Annotated in this window: 19 protein-coding genes; 12 read left to right on the top strand and 7 right to left on the bottom strand. The window is 68.4% G+C overall.

What is annotated here, in order from left to right; all coding sequences use genetic code 11:
- Positions 1-77 precede the first annotated feature (77 nt).
- Positions 78-1199: a DUF5624 domain-containing protein gene (locus tag VLF18_RS06565; protein ID WP_325278819.1), complete on the top strand. Its 1122-nt coding sequence runs from the start codon at positions 78-80 to the stop codon at positions 1197-1199.
- Positions 1200-1208: 9 nt separating this feature from the next.
- Here VLF18_RS06565 and chrA read toward each other — a convergent pair whose 3' ends face one another.
- The 3 genes from chrA to VLF18_RS06550 are packed head-to-tail and all read right to left on the bottom strand — an operon-like array spanning position 1209 to position 3435.
- A complete protein-coding gene (chrA, locus tag VLF18_RS06560) occupies positions 1209-2573 on the bottom strand; it encodes a chromate efflux transporter (protein WP_325278818.1) in 1365 nt (454 codons plus the stop codon).
- A complete protein-coding gene (locus tag VLF18_RS06555) occupies positions 2570-3001 on the bottom strand; it encodes a DUF6691 family protein (RefSeq protein ID WP_414717191.1) in 432 nt (143 codons plus the stop codon). The genes chrA and VLF18_RS06555 overlap by 4 nt, the downstream gene beginning before the upstream one ends.
- Before the next feature lie 14 nt (positions 3002-3015).
- Complete coding sequence (locus tag VLF18_RS06550; protein WP_325278816.1) at positions 3016-3435, bottom strand: YeeE/YedE family protein; 420 nt, start codon at positions 3433-3435, stop codon at positions 3016-3018.
- Between the two features lie 59 nt (positions 3436-3494).
- On the opposite strand from VLF18_RS06550, the gene VLF18_RS06545 reads away from it, so the two are divergent.
- The 6 genes from VLF18_RS06545 to VLF18_RS06520 all read left to right on the top strand — a co-directional run bounded on the left by VLF18_RS06545 (position 3495) and on the right by VLF18_RS06520 (position 10546).
- Positions 3495-3842: a metalloregulator ArsR/SmtB family transcription factor gene (locus VLF18_RS06545; RefSeq protein ID WP_325278815.1), complete on the top strand. Its 348-nt coding sequence runs from the start codon at positions 3495-3497 to the stop codon at positions 3840-3842.
- An 86-nt stretch (positions 3843-3928) separates the two neighbouring features.
- The gene (locus VLF18_RS06540; protein ID WP_325278814.1) at positions 3929-5662 is read left to right on the top strand and encodes a hypothetical protein; all 1734 of its coding nucleotides are present in this window, start codon (positions 3929-3931) and stop codon (positions 5660-5662) included.
- 2 nt (positions 5663-5664) lie between these two features.
- The gene (locus VLF18_RS06535) at positions 5665-7086 is read left to right on the top strand and encodes a hypothetical protein (RefSeq protein WP_325278813.1); all 1422 of its coding nucleotides are present in this window, start codon (positions 5665-5667) and stop codon (positions 7084-7086) included.
- A gap of 533 nt (positions 7087-7619) precedes the next feature.
- Positions 7620-8462: a class I SAM-dependent methyltransferase gene (locus tag VLF18_RS06530; protein WP_414717190.1), complete on the top strand. Its 843-nt coding sequence runs from the start codon at positions 7620-7622 to the stop codon at positions 8460-8462.
- A 512-nt stretch (positions 8463-8974) separates the two neighbouring features.
- The gene (locus VLF18_RS06525; RefSeq protein WP_325278811.1) at positions 8975-9352 is read left to right on the top strand and encodes a hypothetical protein; all 378 of its coding nucleotides are present in this window, start codon (positions 8975-8977) and stop codon (positions 9350-9352) included.
- A gap of 207 nt (positions 9353-9559) precedes the next feature.
- The gene (locus tag VLF18_RS06520; protein ID WP_325278810.1) at positions 9560-10546 is read left to right on the top strand and encodes a hypothetical protein; all 987 of its coding nucleotides are present in this window, start codon (positions 9560-9562) and stop codon (positions 10544-10546) included.
- A gap of 699 nt (positions 10547-11245) precedes the next feature.
- On the opposite strand, the gene VLF18_RS06515 is transcribed toward VLF18_RS06520, so the two are convergent.
- The 4 genes from VLF18_RS06515 to VLF18_RS06500 form a co-directional block, all read right to left on the bottom strand.
- Positions 11246-12175, bottom strand: coding sequence for a M14 family metallocarboxypeptidase (locus VLF18_RS06515; RefSeq protein ID WP_325278809.1), 930 nt, complete (start codon positions 12173-12175; stop codon positions 11246-11248).
- Positions 12176-12251: 76 nt separating this feature from the next.
- On the bottom strand, positions 12252-12545 hold the full coding sequence (locus VLF18_RS06510; protein ID WP_325278808.1) for a hypothetical protein: 294 nt from the start codon (positions 12543-12545) through the stop codon (positions 12252-12254).
- A 24-nt stretch (positions 12546-12569) separates the two neighbouring features.
- A complete protein-coding gene (locus VLF18_RS06505) occupies positions 12570-13523 on the bottom strand; it encodes a hypothetical protein (protein ID WP_325278807.1) in 954 nt (317 codons plus the stop codon).
- Between the two features lie 235 nt (positions 13524-13758).
- A complete protein-coding gene (locus VLF18_RS06500) occupies positions 13759-15561 on the bottom strand; it encodes an ABC transporter transmembrane domain-containing protein (protein WP_325278806.1) in 1803 nt (600 codons plus the stop codon).
- A 250-nt stretch (positions 15562-15811) separates the two neighbouring features.
- Between VLF18_RS06500 and VLF18_RS06495 the strand changes: the two genes are divergently transcribed.
- From VLF18_RS06495 to VLF18_RS06475, 5 genes are all read left to right on the top strand, one after another.
- Positions 15812-16006 (top strand): hypothetical protein, encoded by a 195-nt coding sequence (locus VLF18_RS06495; RefSeq protein WP_325278805.1) that lies wholly within the window; start codon positions 15812-15814, stop codon positions 16004-16006.
- Between the two features lie 70 nt (positions 16007-16076).
- Positions 16077-17084, top strand: coding sequence for an ATP-grasp domain-containing protein (locus VLF18_RS06490; protein WP_325278804.1), 1008 nt, complete (start codon positions 16077-16079; stop codon positions 17082-17084).
- Complete coding sequence (locus tag VLF18_RS06485; RefSeq protein ID WP_325278803.1) at positions 17074-17952, top strand: SDH family Clp fold serine proteinase; 879 nt, start codon at positions 17074-17076, stop codon at positions 17950-17952. Before VLF18_RS06490 ends, VLF18_RS06485 begins: the two co-directional genes overlap by 11 nt.
- Positions 17952-18482 (top strand): MauE/DoxX family redox-associated membrane protein, encoded by a 531-nt coding sequence (locus tag VLF18_RS06480; protein ID WP_325278802.1) that lies wholly within the window; start codon positions 17952-17954, stop codon positions 18480-18482. The genes VLF18_RS06485 and VLF18_RS06480 overlap by 1 nt, the downstream gene beginning before the upstream one ends.
- The gene (locus tag VLF18_RS06475; protein ID WP_325278801.1) at positions 18479-19102 is read left to right on the top strand and encodes a peroxiredoxin family protein; all 624 of its coding nucleotides are present in this window, start codon (positions 18479-18481) and stop codon (positions 19100-19102) included. Before VLF18_RS06480 ends, VLF18_RS06475 begins: the two co-directional genes overlap by 4 nt.
- Positions 19103-19160: the final 58 nt, after the last annotated feature.

The raw sequence follows: 19160 nt of genomic DNA, 5'->3' as shown, positions 1-19160 counted from the left end.
ACACCCACCGAATCGCCCGCTGCCGACGCCGCCATCCGTCAGCGAACTCGATCCCGCCAGACCCGGAACGCATCGCCATGCCCACGACCGCCAGCCCCTTCGTCACGCTGTTCAACGCCTACGCCGATGCGACCGATGGCATTGGCACGCATCTCACGCGGCTCGTCGCGCGGCAGATCGCGGACGCGCCGCTGGTCGTGATCTACGCGACCGGCATCGTGATCTTCACCGGCGGGACGCGTGCGTCGACACCGATCCGCCAAGCGAATCCCGGGTTTCTCGAACTCGCCGGCATCTCGCATCTCGGACCTGCAATCGGTTCGCTCGCCGCCGCCGCGCAAGCCGGCGCCACGACGTGGAGCGACGACGCGCAGCGGCTCGCGCGGAACATCGCGGCCGCGCAGGCCGCGAACACGATCGACTACTGGCGCGGTCTCGGCGTCGCGGTCTGGACCCCGAACCTCGACGCGATCCGGAAGATGGTCGCCTATGCCTGCGCGCTGTCGTTGGACTTCATCGCGCGCTTTCAGCGCGATCCGCAGGCGCGCACCTTCGATGTACTGGTCCGCGACTTCCTCGAAACGCGCAGCGCCGCGTTCCCGGTACCGTTCGATCACGTGATGATCGCGACGTTCTGCCTGACCGGCCTGACCGGCACCTGCAGCGCGCTCGCGTTCCTGCGGCAGCAGGCGGTCGATTGGCGCCGGGCCTTCGTCGTCCTCGCCGGCGGCAACGGCGGGCCCGCGGCCGCGCTGACGCGCTGCACGAATCACTTCGTGCAGCTGCTGGACTATGTATCGGACGGCGAACTCGACGCCGGTCGCACGTTCCTGATCCCGATGAGCGTCAATCCGGACGATGCGACGCTCGACACGACGCTGCGGACACAAGTGGCCACGCTGTACGGCCGCGCGCAGCTGGCCGGCAAGCTGTTTCCGGCGTATCCGCGCTTCGTGCCGGCGGGCTGTCCGGAGTCCGTCGTCGCGCCGGCGACATCCGTCGTCCACGTTCCGCCGCGCGCGGCGTCGGCCGATGATCTGTTCGCATTCGTCGCGCGCCTGCGCTTCATGATGGAAGACCCGACGCAACTGCTGTCGAGTACCGTGGCGACGTACGTGCTCGACCAGCTGCGGGCGGGCAGGGCGCCCGAGGCGATCGACATTCCCGGTCTCGCCGCGTTTCGCGTCGCGTCGGCGTAGCGACGCCGGTCAGCCGCGCAGCAGCGTCCAGGCGGCGCCGAGCAGCGCGGTGGAGAGCAGGGTCCGTCCCATGCTCCATTTGAGGGAAAATGTTGTCATTGCGGCAAATGCAGCCAGGGCGGCAGCCGCCGGATCGAACGTCGCCGCAATCGGTACGTCGAGCCGCAGCCAGCCAGACGACCACGGCCGGACTTCGCGGAACAGCGTGTGCAGCGCGAACCAGACGCCGAGATTCGCGATGACGCCGACGACGGCGGCGGTGATCGCCGACAGCGCCGCGTGCAAGGTGCGGTTGTGGCGCAGCGCTTCGACGTAGGGTGCGCCGAGAAAGATCCAGAGAAAGCACGGCGCGAACGTGACCCAGGTCGCCAGCAGCGAGCCGACGACGCCGGCGACCCACGGCGCGAGTCCCGCCTGATGCTGATAGGCCGCCTGGAACGCGACGAACTGGACGACGAGGATCAGCGGACCCGGGGTGGTTTCGGCCAGGCCGAGACCGTCGAGCATCTGCCCGGGCGTGAGCCAGCGGAAATCCTCGACGACGCGCTGCGCGACGTAGGCGAGCACCGCGTAGGCGCCGCCGAACGTGACCATCGCGGTCTGGCTGAACAGCACGCCCTGCTGCGTGATGACCGCGTCCGACCCCAGCCAGGCGGCGATCAGGATCAGCGGCGCGAACCACAGCGCGACGGCGACGACGGTCACGGTCGCGGCGCGCCGCAGCGACGGCCTGGTGTGCGCGAGCTGGCCGCGTGCGAGCAGGCTGTCGACCAGGCAGGCGCCGTCGCTGCCGTCGCCGTCGGCCGCCGGCGCGGGGAACGCGCGCGGTACGAGATGGCGGCCGAGCGCGCCGAGCAGCGCCGCGCCGAGCACGATCAGCGGAAACGGCACGCCGAACGCGAAGATCGCGACGAAAGCCGCCACCGCGATGCCGATCGTCAATGAATGTCTGAGCGCGCGCCGCGCGACGCGCAGCACGGCTTCGACGACGATCGCGAGCACCGCGGCCTTGAGCCCGAACAACAGCGCGGCGACGAGCGGAACCTGACCCAGCGTCGCATAGAGCAGACTCAGCGCGAGCATGACCAGGCAGCCCGGCAGCACGAACAGCAATCCGGCGATCAGGCCGCCGGCCGTGCGATGCATGAGCCAGCCGATGTAGACGGCGAGCTGCTGCGCCTCGGGGCCGGGCAGCAGCATGCAGTAGTTCAGCGCATGCAGGAATCGCGATTCGCTGATCCAGCGGCGCTGTTCCACGATTTCACGATGCATCAGTGCGATCTGACCCGCCGGACCGCCGAAGCTGAGCCAGCCGATGCGCGCCCAGAAGCGCGTCGCTTCGGCGAGTCCGACGGGTTGCGGCGCGCCGCTCATCGCGCCGTCGCCATGCGGCGTTCGACGAGACGGTGTGCGGTCATGCCGGCCAGCATCGCCGGTACGAACCAGAGCGCTTCGATCGAGCCGACGCCAAGTCCCGCGAGCGCCGGTCCGGGACAATAGCCCGCGATGCCCCAGCCGATGCCGAAGATCGCCGCGCCGCCGATCAGACGCGCGTCGATCTGCCGCGCGTCGGACAGGCCGAAGCGATCGGCAAACAGCGGACGGCCGCGGCGCAGCACGCCGCGGAACAGCAGCAGCGTCGTCGCGGCGGCGCCGCCGAGCACGTAGAGCAGCGACGGATCGAACGCGCCCGACACATCGAGAAAACCCAGCACGCGCCGCGCGTCGGTCATGCCCGAGATCGCAAGTCCGAGACCGAACAGAGCGCCCGAGGCCAGCGCGGACAGCGTCACGCCGGACAGACCTGCGTGGCCGCTCATGCGACACCCATGAGGTGACGCACGACGAACGTCGTCGCGATCGCCGCCAGCAGAAACGTGAGCACGGCGGCGAACGAACGCCGCGAGAGCCGGCCCAGACCGCAGACGCCGTGGCCGCTCGTGCAGCCGTTGCCCATGCGCGCGCCGAAGCCGACGAGCAGTCCGGCGACGACGAGGCCGAGTCGCGAAAAGTCGCTGCGCAGATCCGGCGCTGCGGGTGCAAGGGCGAGATACGGCGCCGAAGCGGCGACGAGTCCGACAAGAAAGGCCGCGCGCCAGCCGCGATCGCCGCGAGTCCCGGACAGCAGGCCGCCGAGGATGCCGCTGACGCCGGCGACGCGCCCGTTCAGCCAGAGCAGCAGTGTCGCGGCCAGCCCGATCAGCATGCCGCCGGCCAGCGCGGAGATGGCATCCACGGCTTGATCCTTGAATTAGACTTTTCTAAATTAGAATCGCCTCATCGGGGAGTCAAGCCATGGCTGCACGCAAGGCCGGCCGTAAACGCGTCGCGCGCGTCTCCGGCCTCGGCGCGATGGCCGGCCACGCCGCGGAAGCCGCCGGTCTGCTCAAGGCGCTCGCGCATCCGGCGCGGCTGCTCGTACTGTGCCGGCTCGTCGACGGCGAAGCCTCGGTCGGCGAACTCCAGCCGATCGCAGGCCTGAGCCCGTCGGCATTGTCGCAGCACCTCGCCGTGCTGCGCGCGCTCGACCTCGTGACCACGCGGCGCGAGGCGCAGACGATCCACTACGCGATCGCCGACACGCCGGCGCTCGGCGTGTTGCGGGCGCTGCATGCGGCGTATTGCGGCCCAACGCGCCGGTGAGAGATTTGGTGCATCCACGTCACTGAATCCATGGGCGCTGCGCGTCTCGTTCGGCGCCGTCATCCCGATTCGTCGAGGCATGGCTCATGACGACACGACGCTCGAACGGCAAGTCACGGCACGATCCGGTCCGGCACGACGTGCCGATGCGGCAATGGACGATCCTCGCGCAGGATCCCGGCGTTCCGGCAGCCGACGGGAGCGCGCTCACGACGACGGTATCGGTGCCGGCCGAGCGCCTGGAACGAGGGCCCAAGGGGCATCGTGTCCATGTGATCGACTACGACGCGTCGGCCGACCGGTTCTATCGTTCCCGCACGACCGGCGTGACATCGGATCCCTTTGCCGGCGTCACGGATATACGGCAGCTCGTGCGCGATCCGTATTTCCACCAGCAAAACGTCTATGCGATCACCATGGCCACGCTGTGCGAGTTCGAAGGCGCGCTGGGGCGGCCGGTCAACTGGGGTTTCCGCGATCCTAGCCATCAGCTGAAGGTATCGCCGCACGCATTCGCCGACGCGAACGCCTACTACTCGCGCGACTCGGAGAGCCTGAACTTCGGCTACTTCTCCGACGGCTCCGGCACGCTGGTTTTCACGTGTCTGTCTCACGACATCGTCGTGCATGAAACGACGCACGCGCTGCTCGACGGGCTGCGCCCGTTCTACTTGAAGCCGTCGTCGACGGACCAGGCGGCTTTCCACGAAGGTTTTTCCGATATCGTCGCGCTGCTGTCGGTGTTCCGCAGCGAAGAAGTCGTGCAGAAGGCGCTGGCGCCGATCACGCAGAAGGACCGCCGGATCCCGCTGGGCCAGCTGACCGAGGAGGATCTCACGGGCACGTCGATCGCGAAGCTTGCCGAGCAGATGGGGGCGGCGCTCGAAGGTGTACCCGCTGCGGCACTGAGGGAATCGCTGAAGATCAAGCCTGATCGTCGTCACTACACGAGCGAGCCGTTCGCGGAAGAACATGACCGCGGCGAGCTGCTCGTCGCCGTCGTCGTACGAGCGTTCGTGAAAACCTGGCTGCGCCGGCTCGCGCTGCGTCGCGACGACTATGTCGGCGGCATCAATGTCGCCGTCGTCGCGGAGGAGGGCGCGACTGCCGCGCGGCAGCTGCTGCGGATCTGCATTCGTGCGCTCGACTACCTGCCGCCGGTCGATCTGACGTTCCCCGACTATCTGAGCGCGTTGCTGACCGCCGATCTTCAGCTCTATCCGGACGACGACAAGTACCGCTACCGCGAGACGCTGACCGAGACCTTCGCTTCGTTCGGCATCGAGCCGGCCAACCGGGATCGTGCCGACGGCGCCTGGGATCCACCCTGCGGCGATTTCTCGATGGCCGGCACGCATTTCGAACGCATGCAGCGCGATCCGACCGAAGTGTTCCGCTTCATCTGGGAAAACCGCGACGCGCTTTGCGTCGAGCCGAATGCGTTCACGCGCGTCATCTCGGTGCGGCCGGTGGTCCGCGTCAGCAACGACCGGGCGATTCTGCGCGAGACCGTCGTCGAGTACGTGCAGACGCTCAAGGTGTGGGCGAACGAACTTGCCGGGATGGGCATCGAGAAACCGGACGGCATGCGCGGCTCGCGCCTGATCACGCTTTACGGCGGCGGCAGTCTGATCTTCGATGAATTCGGACGCCTGAAATTCCACATCACCACCGGCGTACGCAGCACCAGGCAGTCCGATCGACTACGCAGCCTCTGGCAGCGCGGTCACTTCCAATCAAACGATGCGTCCGCCCGGATCGCCAAAATGCATCGCGACCGGGTGCTGCGGCCGGTGCAGACCCTGCAGGAGGGATGGTGATCATGGCAGCCCGAACGAAGACGGCGGAACCGCGTACGACGAGAAAGCCCGCGGCGAAGAACCTGCCGGCAGCGAAGAAGACGCATGCCGGCGCGCGCGCCGCGAAGAAGCCGAATGCAAAACCGAATCGCGTCACGCTCCGCAGCTACGATGTCGGGTTCGGCGACTGCTACCTGTTGACGTTCCACTACGCGGCGATGGAGCGGCACGTGCTCATCGACTTCGGTTCCACGCGCCTGCCCAAGGACAAGGTCGGTACGGGCAACTACATGGAACGCGTCGCGAAGCGCATCGCCGAGGACTGCGGCGGCAAGCTGCACGCCGTCGTCGCGACGCACCGCCACAAGGACCACATCAGCGGATTCGCGATGAAGAACGGGAAAGGGCCGGGCGCCATCATCCGCGCGCTGAATCCCGAACTCGTGATCCAGCCCTGGACCGAGGATCCCGAAGCGCGACGGGACGCGACGAAGCCGTCGAAGAACCTCAGCGCTGCGCGCGCGCGGCGCGCTCTGCATGTCGGCGCGCTCGCGGACATGAACCGCTATGCGGGCTTCGTCGTTGAATCGAGCCGTCGCCTCAAGGGCGCGCATCTCAAGGGGCTGCGCGAGCAGCTCGAGTTTCTCGGCGACGACAACGAACTGGCGAACCGCGACGCGATCACGAACCTGATGACCATGTCGCCGAAACGCAGCTATGTGTACTTCGGCGCAAAGTCCGGACTCGACGCCTTGCTGCCCGGCGTGACGACGCGCGTGCTGGGACCGCCGACGCTCGATCAGACGCGCTCGATCGCCGTGCAGCGCAGTTCCGACAAGGACCAGTTCTGGCATCTCAATGCCGAGCGCGCGGGCTTCTGGTCGAAACGTGCGGCCATTGCCGCAGCGCCGGAAATCGCTTTCGCACCGTTGTTCCCCGATCATGTCGAGAAGCGTCCGCCCTGGGACGCCGGCTGGTATCGCTATCACGCGCAGCGCGAGCACGCCGAATCCATGCTGTCGATCGTGCGCTCGCTCGACGACCAGATGAACAACACGAGTCTCATCCTGCTGTTCGAAGTCGGCAGGAAGCTGCTGCTGTTCCCGGGCGATGCGCAGTACGAGAACTGGATGTACGCTCTCGGGCAGCCCGGGATGCGCAAGCTGCTCGGCAAGGTCAGCCTGTACAAGGTCGGTCATCACGGCAGCCTCAATGCGACACCCAGGGATCTTTGGAGCGGATTCGCGCAGCGCGGCACGAAAAGGGGCGCCGACCGCCTGATGTCGTTCCTGTCGACCTGCGACAACGTGCACGGCAGTGAAGACCGCCACACCGAAGTGCCGCGGCGTCCGCTCGTGGACGCGCTGAGCGAGGAATCGGAACTGCATGACACGCGGCGCCTTCGCAACGACGAGTATTCGATCGTGCGGACGATTCCGGTCTAGGCTGGGCCGGTTTGCCGGCTGATTCCGGTGGCAGACGTCTCGATTTCTCCGTTCGGTCCGCTAGCACCGGGACGGGTTTCCGCCCGACCGTCGCGCCCGGCGCGCGGCGAGACCTCCGATCCGGCTTGCGATACGGGCAAGAGCGCGGGTACGACTTGAGCATGTCGAGTCCCGATGATTTCGAACGGCTGGTCGCTGATTTGCCCGCGGAGCGCATGGAGCGTGCGGCTGGACGTGTTCAAGCCGGGGTAAAGATGGCGGGATAGATCCGCGCTGTTCCCGCCGCACCGCGGGCAAGGGCGGGCCGACGATCATGTTTGGCGCAGGCGTTACGCGATACACGGTTCGCGCGCTTCTTTCGATATGGACCTCGCTTCGATACGAAGGCGAGGCGGAAGGACCGTTCGACCCGGATGGCCTGTTCGCGCGCCTTTCCGGTCGCCAGTCTGTCACGGGGCGGAGCCTTTACGCACCGACGTTCACCGATTTCTGGAACAATGCCCGGTTCGTCACTGCCGACAGGATTTCCGACCGTGCCGCATTATTCCGGTCCGCTGCTGACCCTCGCCGCCAACGACACGCTGCTCGCCGCCCGCGACTGCGGCGCGGCCGCGTGGACCGGTTCGCTCGACCTGGATCGTTCGCAGAGCGAGGCGCTGCTCGGTGCCGATACCTGGCAATGGCGCGGCGAGCGCTATCCGTATGCGCAGAAGCTCAAGGAACGCACGATCTATTTCTGGGACGGCGACGCGTTCTGTGCGATTTCGCGGTTCTCGGGTTCGCTGACCAAGCTCGTGCCGACCGACTGGGGCGCACCGACGTTCGAGATCGACGGTATCAAGATGCTGCCGACGGCGACCGTGTCGCCGTTCGAGGACGCGCGGCGCAAGGTGGCGCTGATCGAACCGCGCGGCAAGGTTGTCCTCGACACCTGCGGCGGACTCGGCTACTTCGCTGCCTGCTGTCTCGAATCGGGCGCGGCGCGGATTCAATCGTTCGAGAAGAATGCCGACGTGCTGTGGCTGCGCACGCTGAACCCCTGGTCGCCGGATCCGGAGGCGCCCGGCATCGACGGACGCTTGCAGCTGACGCATGCCGACGTGTCGCAGGCGATCGCGCTGCTCGGCGATGCCTCGGTCGGCGCGCTGCTGCACGATCCGCCGCGTTTCGGCATCGCGGGCGAGCTGTATGCGCAGGCGTTCTACGATCAGCTTGCGCGCGTGCTGCGCCGCGGCGGGCGGCTGTTCCACTATACCGGCACGCCGAACAAGCTCACGAGCGGCCGCGACGTGCCGCGCGAAGTCGCGAAGCGGCTGGAAAAGGCGGGCTTCGCCGCACAGCTCGCGCTCGACGGCGTGCTTGCGACGCGGCGCTGATCGGCGCGTGATGCTCGGTCGAAGCCGTTTCCGGACAGGCGGTCGGGCGCTTCGGACAGGCGCAGGACGAAGCCGTTCGCATCGACGCGATGGCACGAGCGATGCGCGCCGAGGCCGGCGGGCAGCGAAAGCGTCCCGAACGCCGATGCGGCGTACTGGCCGTGGACCGACGTGTTCGCGAGGCGCGCCGACCAGCGGTTGGCCGCGCCGTTCCGGCGCAACACGTCCCAATTGAGAAACAGATACAAACCGCCGGTCGATGCGTCGTCGACGACGGCCGGACATTGGATGTGGATCGTTGCGGACTGCACGCGCATCCAGCCGTCGCTGCAGTCGCGGTTGACGACCATCGCATGGGTCGGCCCGAGTCTAGAGCAACCGCACGACGCTGTCCGCGAGCGCCTCGCGGCGGGCCCCGCCGTTCCAGGGGAAATCATAGTGAACATTGTGCAACGTTCTCTAGTATCTTTTGCGTCGCGTGCGCCGATACCGACGGCGCAGGGACCGACACGATGACGCCGACGCCTCGACCCGCCCGCGAGTGGCTTCGCGACACCTACTGGTACTGCCCGGCGGCCGACATGCCGGCCTTGCGCACCGAGGCAACCGGCGTCTTCGCCTGGGTCGTCGATCAGACCGTCTGGCACGTCACCGGCGGTGCCGACGGCTATTTCTGGGGCGTGGCGAGCACCTTGCTGACGCCGGCCGGCGACACGCCGGACGCGTCGCAGAAAAAGCGATTCGACGTTCTACGCGAGCATCACGCCCGACGGCGCCGTCCACATCACCTTCGTGCGCTCGTCCGCGGCGACGACGATCGGCACCGGCTGCCTGCGCGGCGAGGGCGGCCATGCGCGGTTCGTCATGCAGATGTCGTCGGGACCGGGTAGTGCGCTCGTCGTGCACTGGGCGCAGATGCGTCAGGTGTCGCCGGACGACCCGGCGTGGCACGACCTGCCCGGTGCCGGCGTTTCCGTGCCCGATCTCGTGGGGGGCATCACAGCGCCGCAATCGGCAGGTTGACGCCGTGGGGCTCGAAACGGGTAGGGTTCGGACTGCGCAAGGCGCTTTCGAAAACCGTCACCGGAGATACCGCGATGCCGACACGTCCTATCGCTCCGCTGCTCGTGGAACCGGCCGCGCCATTCGTGGAATCGCAGTCCGCGGCGGCGCAGGGCGACGGCGATCTCGCCGAACTCGCGCAATGGCGCTATCGCCTGGACTACCGGCACGAGCACCTCGCGCACGATGAAGTCGTCGTTGCCGTCTCGTTCAACGTCACGCCGTCGGAAGACGCCGAGGTCACCGCCGACACGCCGCCGTGCGTCGACTTTCGCTATCGTGCGGTGCTCGTCTACAGCGAAGACGGCGAACGCATCGAGGCGCTGCAGCTGGCGCGCGCGCAGGTCGAATCCGGACCGGGCGATCGCTGGCCGGATGCCGACTACCGCGCGCCGAGCGGCGCGGCGGTCGACCTCGGCAACGGCAGTGGCGACGACGCGATCCGCCGCTATGTCTTCGATCCGCCGGTACCCGCGGAGAACTGGCCGGGCATCGGCCTGAGCTTCACCGCGCTGGGGCTCGGCGATCTGCAGAACGCGTCGGCGTCGCTCGCCGCCGTGCGCAACGGCAATCTCGGCGAACCGACCGTCGACGAGCACGTCTTCCGCTCCGCCATCGCGACGACGCAGCCAGTGTCGCCGTTCCTGCGCTGGTCGCAGGACGTGCCGATCGATGCGCTTGGCGGCGACGCGGCATCGGCGCTGGACGCCTTGATGCAGCGGTGGTTCGGCGAGCGCCGCATCGGTCAGCGCATCGCGCTGCAGTCGGCCTACGCCTATCGCATCGATCCGGCAGACCCCGAGGCGTCGCCGCTGGTCCGGCTGCCGGTCGTGCTGTTTCCGGTCCAGCCGTATGCCGCGGCGACGGCCGGCGAGATCGCCGGCGCGCTGGCCGCCTGGAGGAGCGCGAACGCGCCGGTGCCGGCCGGTGCATGGCTGCTGTCGCTCGCGCTGTACTCGCAGCTCGATACGCGCCTGCGCCAGCCGCTGCTCGAGGTCTCGCGATTGACCCTGTCCGCCTGAAACGCGCCGGTGCGGCGGAGGAATGCTGCGACGTCACGGTACGAGTAGAAAAGCGGCTCGAATGCACATGTCGCACATGTGGTTACATGGAATTCGCATGACGCGCCGAAGTCCGCGCATCGACAATCCGAAGCCTGACGGCCGCGCCGCGCACCGGCCCCGCCGTCGAGGCGCGGTGACGGAGCGTCGCGTGCTCGTACCCGTCGATGAAGCTGCATTTCAAGGAAGGATCGAGCCAGTGGCGGGCTGCGGTGCAGGTGCGCGAGCACCGCTATCCGATCAAGTCGCGGGGTGTCCTGGAATTGCGCGGCCATGCCGGCCCGATTTCTGGGTGTCCCGGATTGCTCCGATTTCTGGGTGTCCCGAATTGCTCCGAATTGCTTCCCGAGTTGCTGTGTCCTCGGAATCCGAATTGCTGGGTGTCCTCGGAATCCCCTCGGAATCACTCGATTCTCTGGGTGTCCCGGAATGAATCGACGTGTCCTGCCTTTGCGGTCATCCGCGCGGCGCGCGAGGCTGCTCGAGGCAGTCCGATCGCTGCGCGGGTTTTGCGGGATGTCGGTGGGTGTCCTGGAATTGCGCGGCCATGCCGGCCCGATTTCTGGGTGTCCCGAATTGCTCTCGGAATCACCCGATCTTCTGGGTGTCCCGGAATGAATCTCCCGGAATGAATCACCGGAACCAGGAACCCGTACGGGGTCAGTCGCTTAGCGCAAAGTCGATCGCCGCGCACACCGCTGCGGCCTGCGCGGCGTTGCACTGCCCGGGCGTGGTGCGCGGGCTGTCGGGATAGACCTCGGTCGTCGTCGTGTAGCGCGCGTTGGTCATGCCGGTGCAGAGGCCGAGTTTCCGGACCGGATAGTGGATCACGCCGGGTGCGATCACGGGCGAGCCGATGATGTTGCCGTTCGCATCGGCCGGCGCGATGTGCGTGATGCGTTCGACCGCGGCGATCACGGCCTGCTGGAATCCGGGCTGCGGGTTGTCGCTGTCGCCGACGACATAGAAGCCGTCGGGAATCGTGTCGGGTTCGTACGCCTTGCCGTCGCGCGCCGCCAGCGCGGGCCGGAACTCGGTTTCGTCGCTGTCGGTGGTCTCGTGCAGGTCGACGTGCACGAGCACGTTCGGAACTGTTGCGACGAGGCGCATCAACGCGGCCGATTCCTCGGCCGGACTGTTGTCGCGGAACGAGCGGTTCGGATCGACCGCGTCGGCGTTCCAGCGGTGGATGCGCTCGTAGGCCCATGGACTCACGCAGGGCGCGACGAGCAGATTCACGCGGCCGGCGTACTCGGCGGCATGCCGTTCGACGAACTGCAGCGCGCCATGTACGCCGCTGGTTTCGTAGCCGTGCACCCCGCCGGTCACGAGCACGCCGGGCAGATCGTTGCGCCAGTCGCGGCTGCGGATCGCAAGCAGCGGATAGCGATCGGGTCCGCCGTCGTCGGATGCGTACTCGAGCTGCCCGTATTCGACGACGTCGAACCGCGCGCGCAGCCGATCGATCGCGCTGATCACGTCCGCCGCATAGCTGCGCCGGCGCGCCTGCCGCGAACGCCATGCCGCCTTTTCCGCGTCGCCCCAGGGCTGGCCGGGAGTGCCGATGGGATAGGTGTGCGCGTCGGTCATTGCGGGGCTCGCTGGGCAGGGAAGGGCAGAGCCGCGCACTGTAGCACCGGCGCCGGGCGCGCCTGCGCCATCCGCACTAGCGATACAGCCCGACGACCGTCGAGGTTCCTTTGACGAGCAGATTGCCGGTCCACTGCAGCGCGAGACCGGCCGGCGGCGGGTCGCCTTTTTCGATCAGCGTCGGGCGTTTCGGGATCGCGTCGTCGAGCACCTCGAAGCTCGCGACGTTGCGCATGGCGCCGGGCTTGCCCGACTGTTTGAACAGGCGGATCTGGTTGTCGGCGAACTGCGAGCCGCCGGCTTCTTCGTCGGCGATGAGGCCGGCGATGTCGTCGAGGGACAGGTTGGCCGGAATCGAGCGTTGGTACATGCGGTTCTCCGGAAGATTCGTCGGCTACGGCGTGCAGTCGATCAGTACGCCGGCACTCGACAGCGCCGCGTTGATGCGCGCGATGCCGCCGGTGTCGGCGTCGCGATTGAGCTGGCTGATGCGCGCGGCGATCGCGTTCGCGTCGGACTGCTCGCTGTCCGGGACCGTCAGGCCGAGCGTGCCGGCAGCCGTTTGCAGGCTCGCCGCCGTGCGCTTCGGGTTGTTGCTGAACAGGCTGCGCGTGTTGCAGGCCTTCGCGTCGTACTGCGCCGGGGTCAGTGCGACGATGTCGCGGATGTCGCTGTCGGCGGCGTCCTTGGCCTGCTTGGCCGTCGCCTGGATGTAGCCGATCGCCGAGAGCAGCGTGCCGGCGCGTTCGTAGGCCTGGAGATCGGCATAGGCGTCGTCGGCGGTATAGGCGCCGAGATCCTCGTTCATGCCCCTGAGGATGTTCAGGCGCAGCGCCGCGCGATTCGCATCCATCGCGGCGACGAGCGCGATCACGGTCTGTTCGTAATACAGCGTCTGATCGACGACCGCCGTGCCGCCCGTCAGCAGCGTGCCCGCTGCGGCGTAGTGGGTCTTCGCCGCGACGCCGTCGGTCAGCGTGCCGGCGACGCCGATGGCCAGCTCGGCGAGACTCGTGGCCAGATCCGTCATCGTCTTCTGCCGGCGCAGCGTCGAAATGAAGTCGACGTAGGCCGCGTCGATCATGATCAGGCGCCGCTGCAGCAATTGGTTGCGCTGCGCGACGCTGGTCGCGGCCATGAGTTCCTCGGCGGCGACCGGCAGCGGCGCCGGCTGTCCGGCCGTCGGGCCCGACGGCCGGTCCAGCGTCGTCGGCGCGCCGCCGCGGATCGCCTGGCTGCAGCCGCCGAGCGCGACGAGCAGCAGCAGCGCGGCGAGGCCGCCGAGCCGACGCAGGCGGGCGAGTAGCCGCGCGCCGTCGGCGCACGTCCGTTCGAAGCGATGTCGCATGACCGATTCCCCTGTCCGGCGTGGTGGCGCACTGTGGAGCATCCGGCAGCTCTGCCGGCTGCCGCAGGAACGACGCGCGTTGCGCACGGCGTTCCCGACGGTTGGCCGATAGTGCCGCCTGCGCGCGGCACGGCTCAAGTGGACAAGGCGAATTTTTTCGCCGAAGCGACCGCGCCGATGTTGCCCGCCGCGGGCATGAGTGGAAAGTGCGTCGTTTTACGCTTTAGCCGCGGCGTCAGGCCGGTTCGACGAGCGCCGGCGCGGACCCGGCGGCCGCGACCGGCGCGTCGAGGAACTGCAGTCGTGCAAGTTCCGCGTACAGACCGCCCTGGGCCAGCAGTTGCGCGTGCGTGCCTTCGGCGACGACGCGGCCGTGATCGAGCACGACGATGCGATCGGCGCGCAGCACGGTCGACAGGCGGTGCGCGATGACGAGCGTCGTGCGGCCCTGCATCAGCGTGTCCAGCGCCTGCTGCACGGCGCGCTCGCTCTGCGCGTCGAGTGCGCTCGTGGCTTCGTCGAGCAGCAGGATCGGCGCGTCCTTCAGCAGTGCGCGCGCGATCGCGATGCGCTGCTGCTGGCCGCCGGAGAGACGCGTGCCGCGTTCGCCGAGTTCGGTGTCGAGGCCGTCCGGCAGCGCGGCGATGAAATCGGCCGCGTGCGCGGCGCGCACCGCGGCGTCGAGTTCGTCGTCGCCGGCGTCGAGGCGGCCGTAGCGGATGTTCGTGCGCGCGCTCGCGGCGAACAGCGTCGGCTGCTGCGGCACGAGGCCGATGGCCTTGCGCAAGTCCGCCGGATCGAGCGTGCGGATATCGACGTCGTCGACGAGGACTCGGCCCGCTTCGGGATCGTGGAAGCGCAGCAGCAGCGAGAACAGCGTGCTCTTGCCGGCGCCGGAAGGCCCGACGACGGCAACGGTTTCGCCGGGCCGGACGTGCAGGCTGAAGTCGGCGAGCGCCGGTCGGTCCGGCTGCTGCGGATAGCGGAAGTGCAGATGCTCGATGCGCACGTCGCCGCGCAGTCGCGAAGGCAGGAACGCGGGGTTCGCCGGTGCTTTGATCCGCGGCGTTTCGGCGAGCAGCTCGGCGATGCGCCCCATGCCGCCGGCCGCGCGCCGCACTTCGTTCCAGACTTCGGCGAGCGCGCCGACCGAGCCGCTGCCGATCACGGCGTAGAACACGAACTGCGCGAGCGTGCCGGGAGTGATGCGCTGCGCGATCACGTCGTGCGCGCCGAGCCAGAGCACGATCGTGAATGCGCCGAACACGAGGCTGATGCCGAGCGCGGTCATCGTCGCCTGCGTCGCGATGCGCCGGCGAGCGGCCGCGATCGCGGCCTGCAGCGCGGCGGCGAACCGGCCGCGCTCGTAGGGTTCGTGCGCGTGCGCCTGCACCGTGCGGACGGCACCGAGCGTCTCCGCCGCGAGCGCGTTCGCATCGGCGATGCGGTCCTGGTTCGACCGCGCGATGCGCGCGAGGCGCTTGCCGCCGAACACGAGCGGCAGCATCGTCAGCGGAATGCCGAGCAGCGCGAAGCCCGCGAGCCGCGGGCTCGTGACGAACAGCATCACGAAGCTGCCGATCACCGTGACGCCGCTGCGCAGCGCCGCCGACAGCGTGAAGCCGATGACGATGCGCAGCAGCTCCGAATCGGCGATCAGGCGCGACACGAGTTCGCCGCTGCGGTTGCGGTCGTGGAACGCCGCGTCCATGCCGATCAGGTGCGCGTACAGGCGCTCGCGCAGGTCGGCGACGATGCGCTCGCCGAGCAGCGAAATAAAGAAGTGGTGCGCGGCGCTCGCGACGCCGAGACCGACGGTGAGGCCGAGCATCAGCGCGAATGCGCGGTCGATGTCGGTGCCGGCCTGCGCGAGGCCTTCGTCGATCACCGCGCGGAACGACATCGGCAGGATCAGCGTCGCGGCGCTCGTCGCCGCCAGGGCGGCCAGCCAGCCGGACAGCAGACCCGGATGCCGGCGTATCAGCGGCCACAGCGCGCGCAGGCTGCCGATGGGGGCGTTGCTCGTCGGTTCGGGCATGGTCGCTGCGGCGGTCGGCGAGCCGACGACTTTAGTCCCTTTGTTGCATGGATGCCAGTCTGCGCGTCGCCGACAATTTCTCGTATGGTAGAAAGGTTGCTACGTCTTGTTGTTGACTTGTTGTCAGGGGGACAGAAGCGACACGGCGCCGACGAGTCCGCGCGCGTTCCCGCGCGCCGGCTGTCGCGTGCGCAGGCGACCCCTGCGGTGTAGACAACGACGCACTTCCATCAATCGAGAGGATTTCGCAATGGAAACCAAGCAGAAGCTGTTTGCGTTCAAGCTGGCCGCGAAAGAAGACGCAAAGCGTGAAGCCGCCAAGGCCGACGCCCAGTGGAAAGGTCGTGACGGCGCCGCGGTTGCGGGCTGCACCGACTACATCTGGGTGGGCAACCTGCGCTACACCAGCGCCGGCGGCGCGGCGGATCGCGGCGTCTATTGCTGAATAGACGCAGCCTGCCTGAAGGGCCCGGCAACCGCCGGGCCCTTTGCGCTTTTTCTGCAGCCATCGCGCAATGACCCAACGCATTCTGATCGTCACCCGCCGCGCGGACATTCACGCGGATCTCGTCGTCGAGCGCATCGCGGCGAGAGGGCACCGGCCGTTCCGGCTGAATCTCGATGAATTTCCTGCGGCGTTCGGCGTCGACCTCGCGTTCGCCGGCGGACGCTGGCAGGGCGCGTTGACCTACCGGCCCGGCGGCGACGTGCTCGCGCCCGACGACATCGGCGCGGTCTGGACGCGCAAGCCCGCCGACTTCGCGTTCGAGAGCACCGACCTCGGGCCGCAGGAGAAAGCCTATGCGGCCGAGGAGACCGAACACGTGCTGCTGGGACTGCTGCATTCGCTCGACTGCCGCTGGATGAGTCATCCGGCCGCGGTGCGCGCCGCGCAGTGGAAAGGCGAGCAGCTGCTGCGCGCGGCGCGCATGGGATTCCGCGTGCCCGCGTCGCTGATCGCGAATGCTCCGGAGCCCGTACATCGCTTCCGCGCCGCGGTCGGCGGCGACATCGTGTTCAAGACCATGGCTTCGCCGTTTCTCGGCGCCGACAAGGTCGAGCCCGACGACTGCGTCGCCACCGGCGTTGCGACGACGCGGATCACCGACGACTATCTCGACATGCTCGATTCGCTGCGCGAAGTGCCGTGCTTCTTCCAGGACCACATCGCAAAGGCCTACGAGCTGCGCGTCACCGTGATCGGCGATCGCGTGTTCGCTGCGCGCATCCATTCCCAGGACGACGCCCGCACGCGGACCGACTACCGCGACTTCTCCGCGGCGATCCGCTACGACGCGTTCGACCTGCCGGCCGACGTCGCGCAGCGCTGCCGCGATTTCGTGCACAGCTACGGACTGACCTACGGCGCACTCGATCTCATCGTGACGCCGGCCGGCGACTACGTGTTTCTCGAAAACAATCCGGGCGGCCAATTCCTGTTCGTCGAGCAGCTCGTGCCGGAGCTGCGCATGATCGATGCGGTCGCCGACTATCTGATCGCCGGAGCGCGCGGTGAACGCTAGTGCCGGATCGGTGCACGCGGCGATCCGCGAGCTCGAGGATCACGCGCAGGGCAGGGTGGTCGTGTTCGGCGCGACGAGTCTCGACATCGACCTGCTGCCGGCGCTCTACGAGACGCTGGGCGGTATCGGGCATGGCGAGCGCCTGGACGTCGTCGTGTTCTGCCGCGGCGGCTCGGTCAACGCGGCGCGGCGCATCGCGCTGCTGTTCCGCGAATTCGCCGGGCGCCTGCGTTTCATCGTGCCGCACTTCTGCGAGTCGGCCGGCACCATCATGGCCCTGGCCGCGGACGAGATCGTCGCGGGCCCGCTCGCGATCTTTTCGCCGACCGATCCGCATCTGAGCGCCGACGGCGGCAGCGGCCCGTCGGCGCTGTCGGCGCAGGACGTCCGCCTGTTTCCGCAGATGAGTCGCGACTGGTTCGGCATCGACGAAAAAACCGCGCAGGAGCGCGCGCTGCCGCAGCTCTGCGAGAGCATCTTCCCGACGACGCTGACCTCGTTCTACCGCTGCACACGCGAAGTGCAGGTCATCAGCAACGAACTGCTCGCGCTGCATCTGCCCGATCACGCGGCGCAGCGGCGCCAGGCGATCGCCGATGCGCTGCTGTTCGATTTCCACTCGCATACCTTTGCGCTGACGCGCGACGATCTTGCGCGCATCGGCCTGCCGGTATCGCGCGATCCGGCGATCGAGCGCATCGCCTGGGCGATCGCGCGCGAGGTCCGTGCGCGCATCGGCGCGGAGTCGCGCGGATCGGCCGACGCGGACTGGTACGACGCGATCCTGATCACGCGCGACGAAGGCATCCGCCGCCGGCGCAGCGTCGATGCGCCGGCCGCGGTCTGGGAAGCGCTGGCCGCGCGTTGATGGCGCTCCCGGGCCACATCGCCGAGATCTGCCGCTGGTGGCTGCTGTGCGCGCTGCTCGTGGCCGCATTCGGCAAGACGTTCGCGTTCGCGCGCTTTCGTGCGGAACTCGCCGCGTCGTTTCCGGAACTGCGCGGCGGCGTCGCCGCGGTAGCCCCGGCGATCGTCGCGGTCGAATGGCTGCTCGTCGTGCTGATCGCCTGCGGCGGCGACCCGGCTCGCGGCGGCATGGCGGCTGCCGCCGCGCTGTTCGCGGCGATGACGCTGGTCGTCGCCGTCGCGCTCGTGCAGGACAGAACCGTCGTCTGCCGCTGCTTCGGCGGAGCAGGGCATGCCGTGTCCGGCTACGACCTGCTGCGCAATGGCCTGCTGATCGGTGCGGCCGGCTTCGGCGCCTGGATGCCGACGGTGTCGGGTGTCGACGTGTTCGCGCAGATCGCGCTGGCCGCGATCGGGTTCATGCTGTTCCAGCTCTCGACGAACCTGCGCGACATCGCGACCGTGCTGCGGATCGAAGCCGGACTGTCATGAGTCCGACGTCGATCGAGCCGAGCCTCATGAGTTTCGTCGTGGCCGTGCTCGCCGTCGTCGTCGCCTTCGTGCTGTTTCTCGTGCTGCGGCTCGCCGCCGTCGTCAGCGCGCAGGCCTATCTGCGGTCGCCAACCGCGGTGCCGGCGGGCAGCACGTTGCCGGCGTTTTCCGGACGACGTCTGCGCGACGGCGCGCGGCTGTCCGGCGATTTTCTGTCGGGCCAGGCTGCCGTGCTGGTGTTCCTGTCGCCCGACTGCGAGGACTGCCGGCGGCGCATCGCCGAACTCGCGACGCTGTATGACGCGATCCGCCGCTCGGGCGTCGGATTCTTCGTCGTCAGCGCGCGCTCGAAGCGGCGCATGCGCGCATTTCTGCAGGACTCGCCGCTGCTCGGTCATGTCCTGCTCGTGAGCGCCGCGGTTCGGCGCGCGCTCAATCCGCGCAACGCCGCGCCGTTCTATATCTTCGTCGACGACGAGCGGCGCGTGCTCGCGAGCAATTTCATCGGCGATGCGGACTGGGCGAGTTTCGTCGCGCAGATCCGCGAATCGGATGCGGAGATCGACGCGGACGGCCCCGGCGCGCGGCAGCCGGCATCGACGGAGGTTTCCGCCGCCTGATTCGAAGCGAGGCCGGGCGCGCAGCGCGCGCCCGGCCGGTTCGGTGTCTGGCGCTGCA

Source organism: Tahibacter sp. (assembly GCF_035481375.1).
Lineage (GTDB): Bacteria > Pseudomonadota > Gammaproteobacteria > Xanthomonadales > Rhodanobacteraceae > Tahibacter.
Note: the sequence above shows the minus strand (reverse complement) of the source record. Positions and strands in the feature narration are given on the sequence as shown.

Coding starts and splice junctions, on each gene's coding strand:
- VLF18_RS06500 (WP_325278806.1), bottom strand. CDS start 15,561: ATGCCCGAACCGACGAGCAACGCCCCCATCGGCAGCCTGCGCGCGCTG.
- VLF18_RS06505 (WP_325278807.1), bottom strand. CDS start 13,523: ATGCGACATCGCTTCGAACGGACGTGCGCCGACGGCGCGCGGCTACTC.
- VLF18_RS06510 (WP_325278808.1), bottom strand. CDS start 12,545: ATGTACCAACGCTCGATTCCGGCCAACCTGTCCCTCGACGACATCGCC.
- VLF18_RS06545 (WP_325278815.1), top strand. CDS start 3,495: ATGGCTGCACGCAAGGCCGGCCGTAAACGCGTCGCGCGCGTCTCCGGC.
- VLF18_RS06495 (WP_325278805.1), top strand. CDS start 15,812: ATGGAAACCAAGCAGAAGCTGTTTGCGTTCAAGCTGGCCGCGAAAGAA.
- VLF18_RS06490 (WP_325278804.1), top strand. CDS start 16,077: ATGACCCAACGCATTCTGATCGTCACCCGCCGCGCGGACATTCACGCG.
- chrA (WP_325278818.1), bottom strand. CDS start 2,573: ATGAGCGGCGCGCCGCAACCCGTCGGACTCGCCGAAGCGACGCGCTTC.
- VLF18_RS06535 (WP_325278813.1), top strand. CDS start 5,665: ATGGCAGCCCGAACGAAGACGGCGGAACCGCGTACGACGAGAAAGCCC.
- VLF18_RS06520 (WP_325278810.1), top strand. CDS start 9,560: ATGCCGACACGTCCTATCGCTCCGCTGCTCGTGGAACCGGCCGCGCCA.
- VLF18_RS06565 (WP_325278819.1), top strand. CDS start 78: ATGCCCACGACCGCCAGCCCCTTCGTCACGCTGTTCAACGCCTACGCC.
- VLF18_RS06540 (WP_325278814.1), top strand. CDS start 3,929: ATGACGACACGACGCTCGAACGGCAAGTCACGGCACGATCCGGTCCGG.
- VLF18_RS06525 (WP_325278811.1), top strand. CDS start 8,975: ATGACGCCGACGCCTCGACCCGCCCGCGAGTGGCTTCGCGACACCTAC.
- VLF18_RS06515 (WP_325278809.1), bottom strand. CDS start 12,175: ATGACCGACGCGCACACCTATCCCATCGGCACTCCCGGCCAGCCCTGG.
- VLF18_RS06475 (WP_325278801.1), top strand. CDS start 18,479: ATGAGTCCGACGTCGATCGAGCCGAGCCTCATGAGTTTCGTCGTGGCC.
- VLF18_RS06480 (WP_325278802.1), top strand. CDS start 17,952: ATGGCGCTCCCGGGCCACATCGCCGAGATCTGCCGCTGGTGGCTGCTG.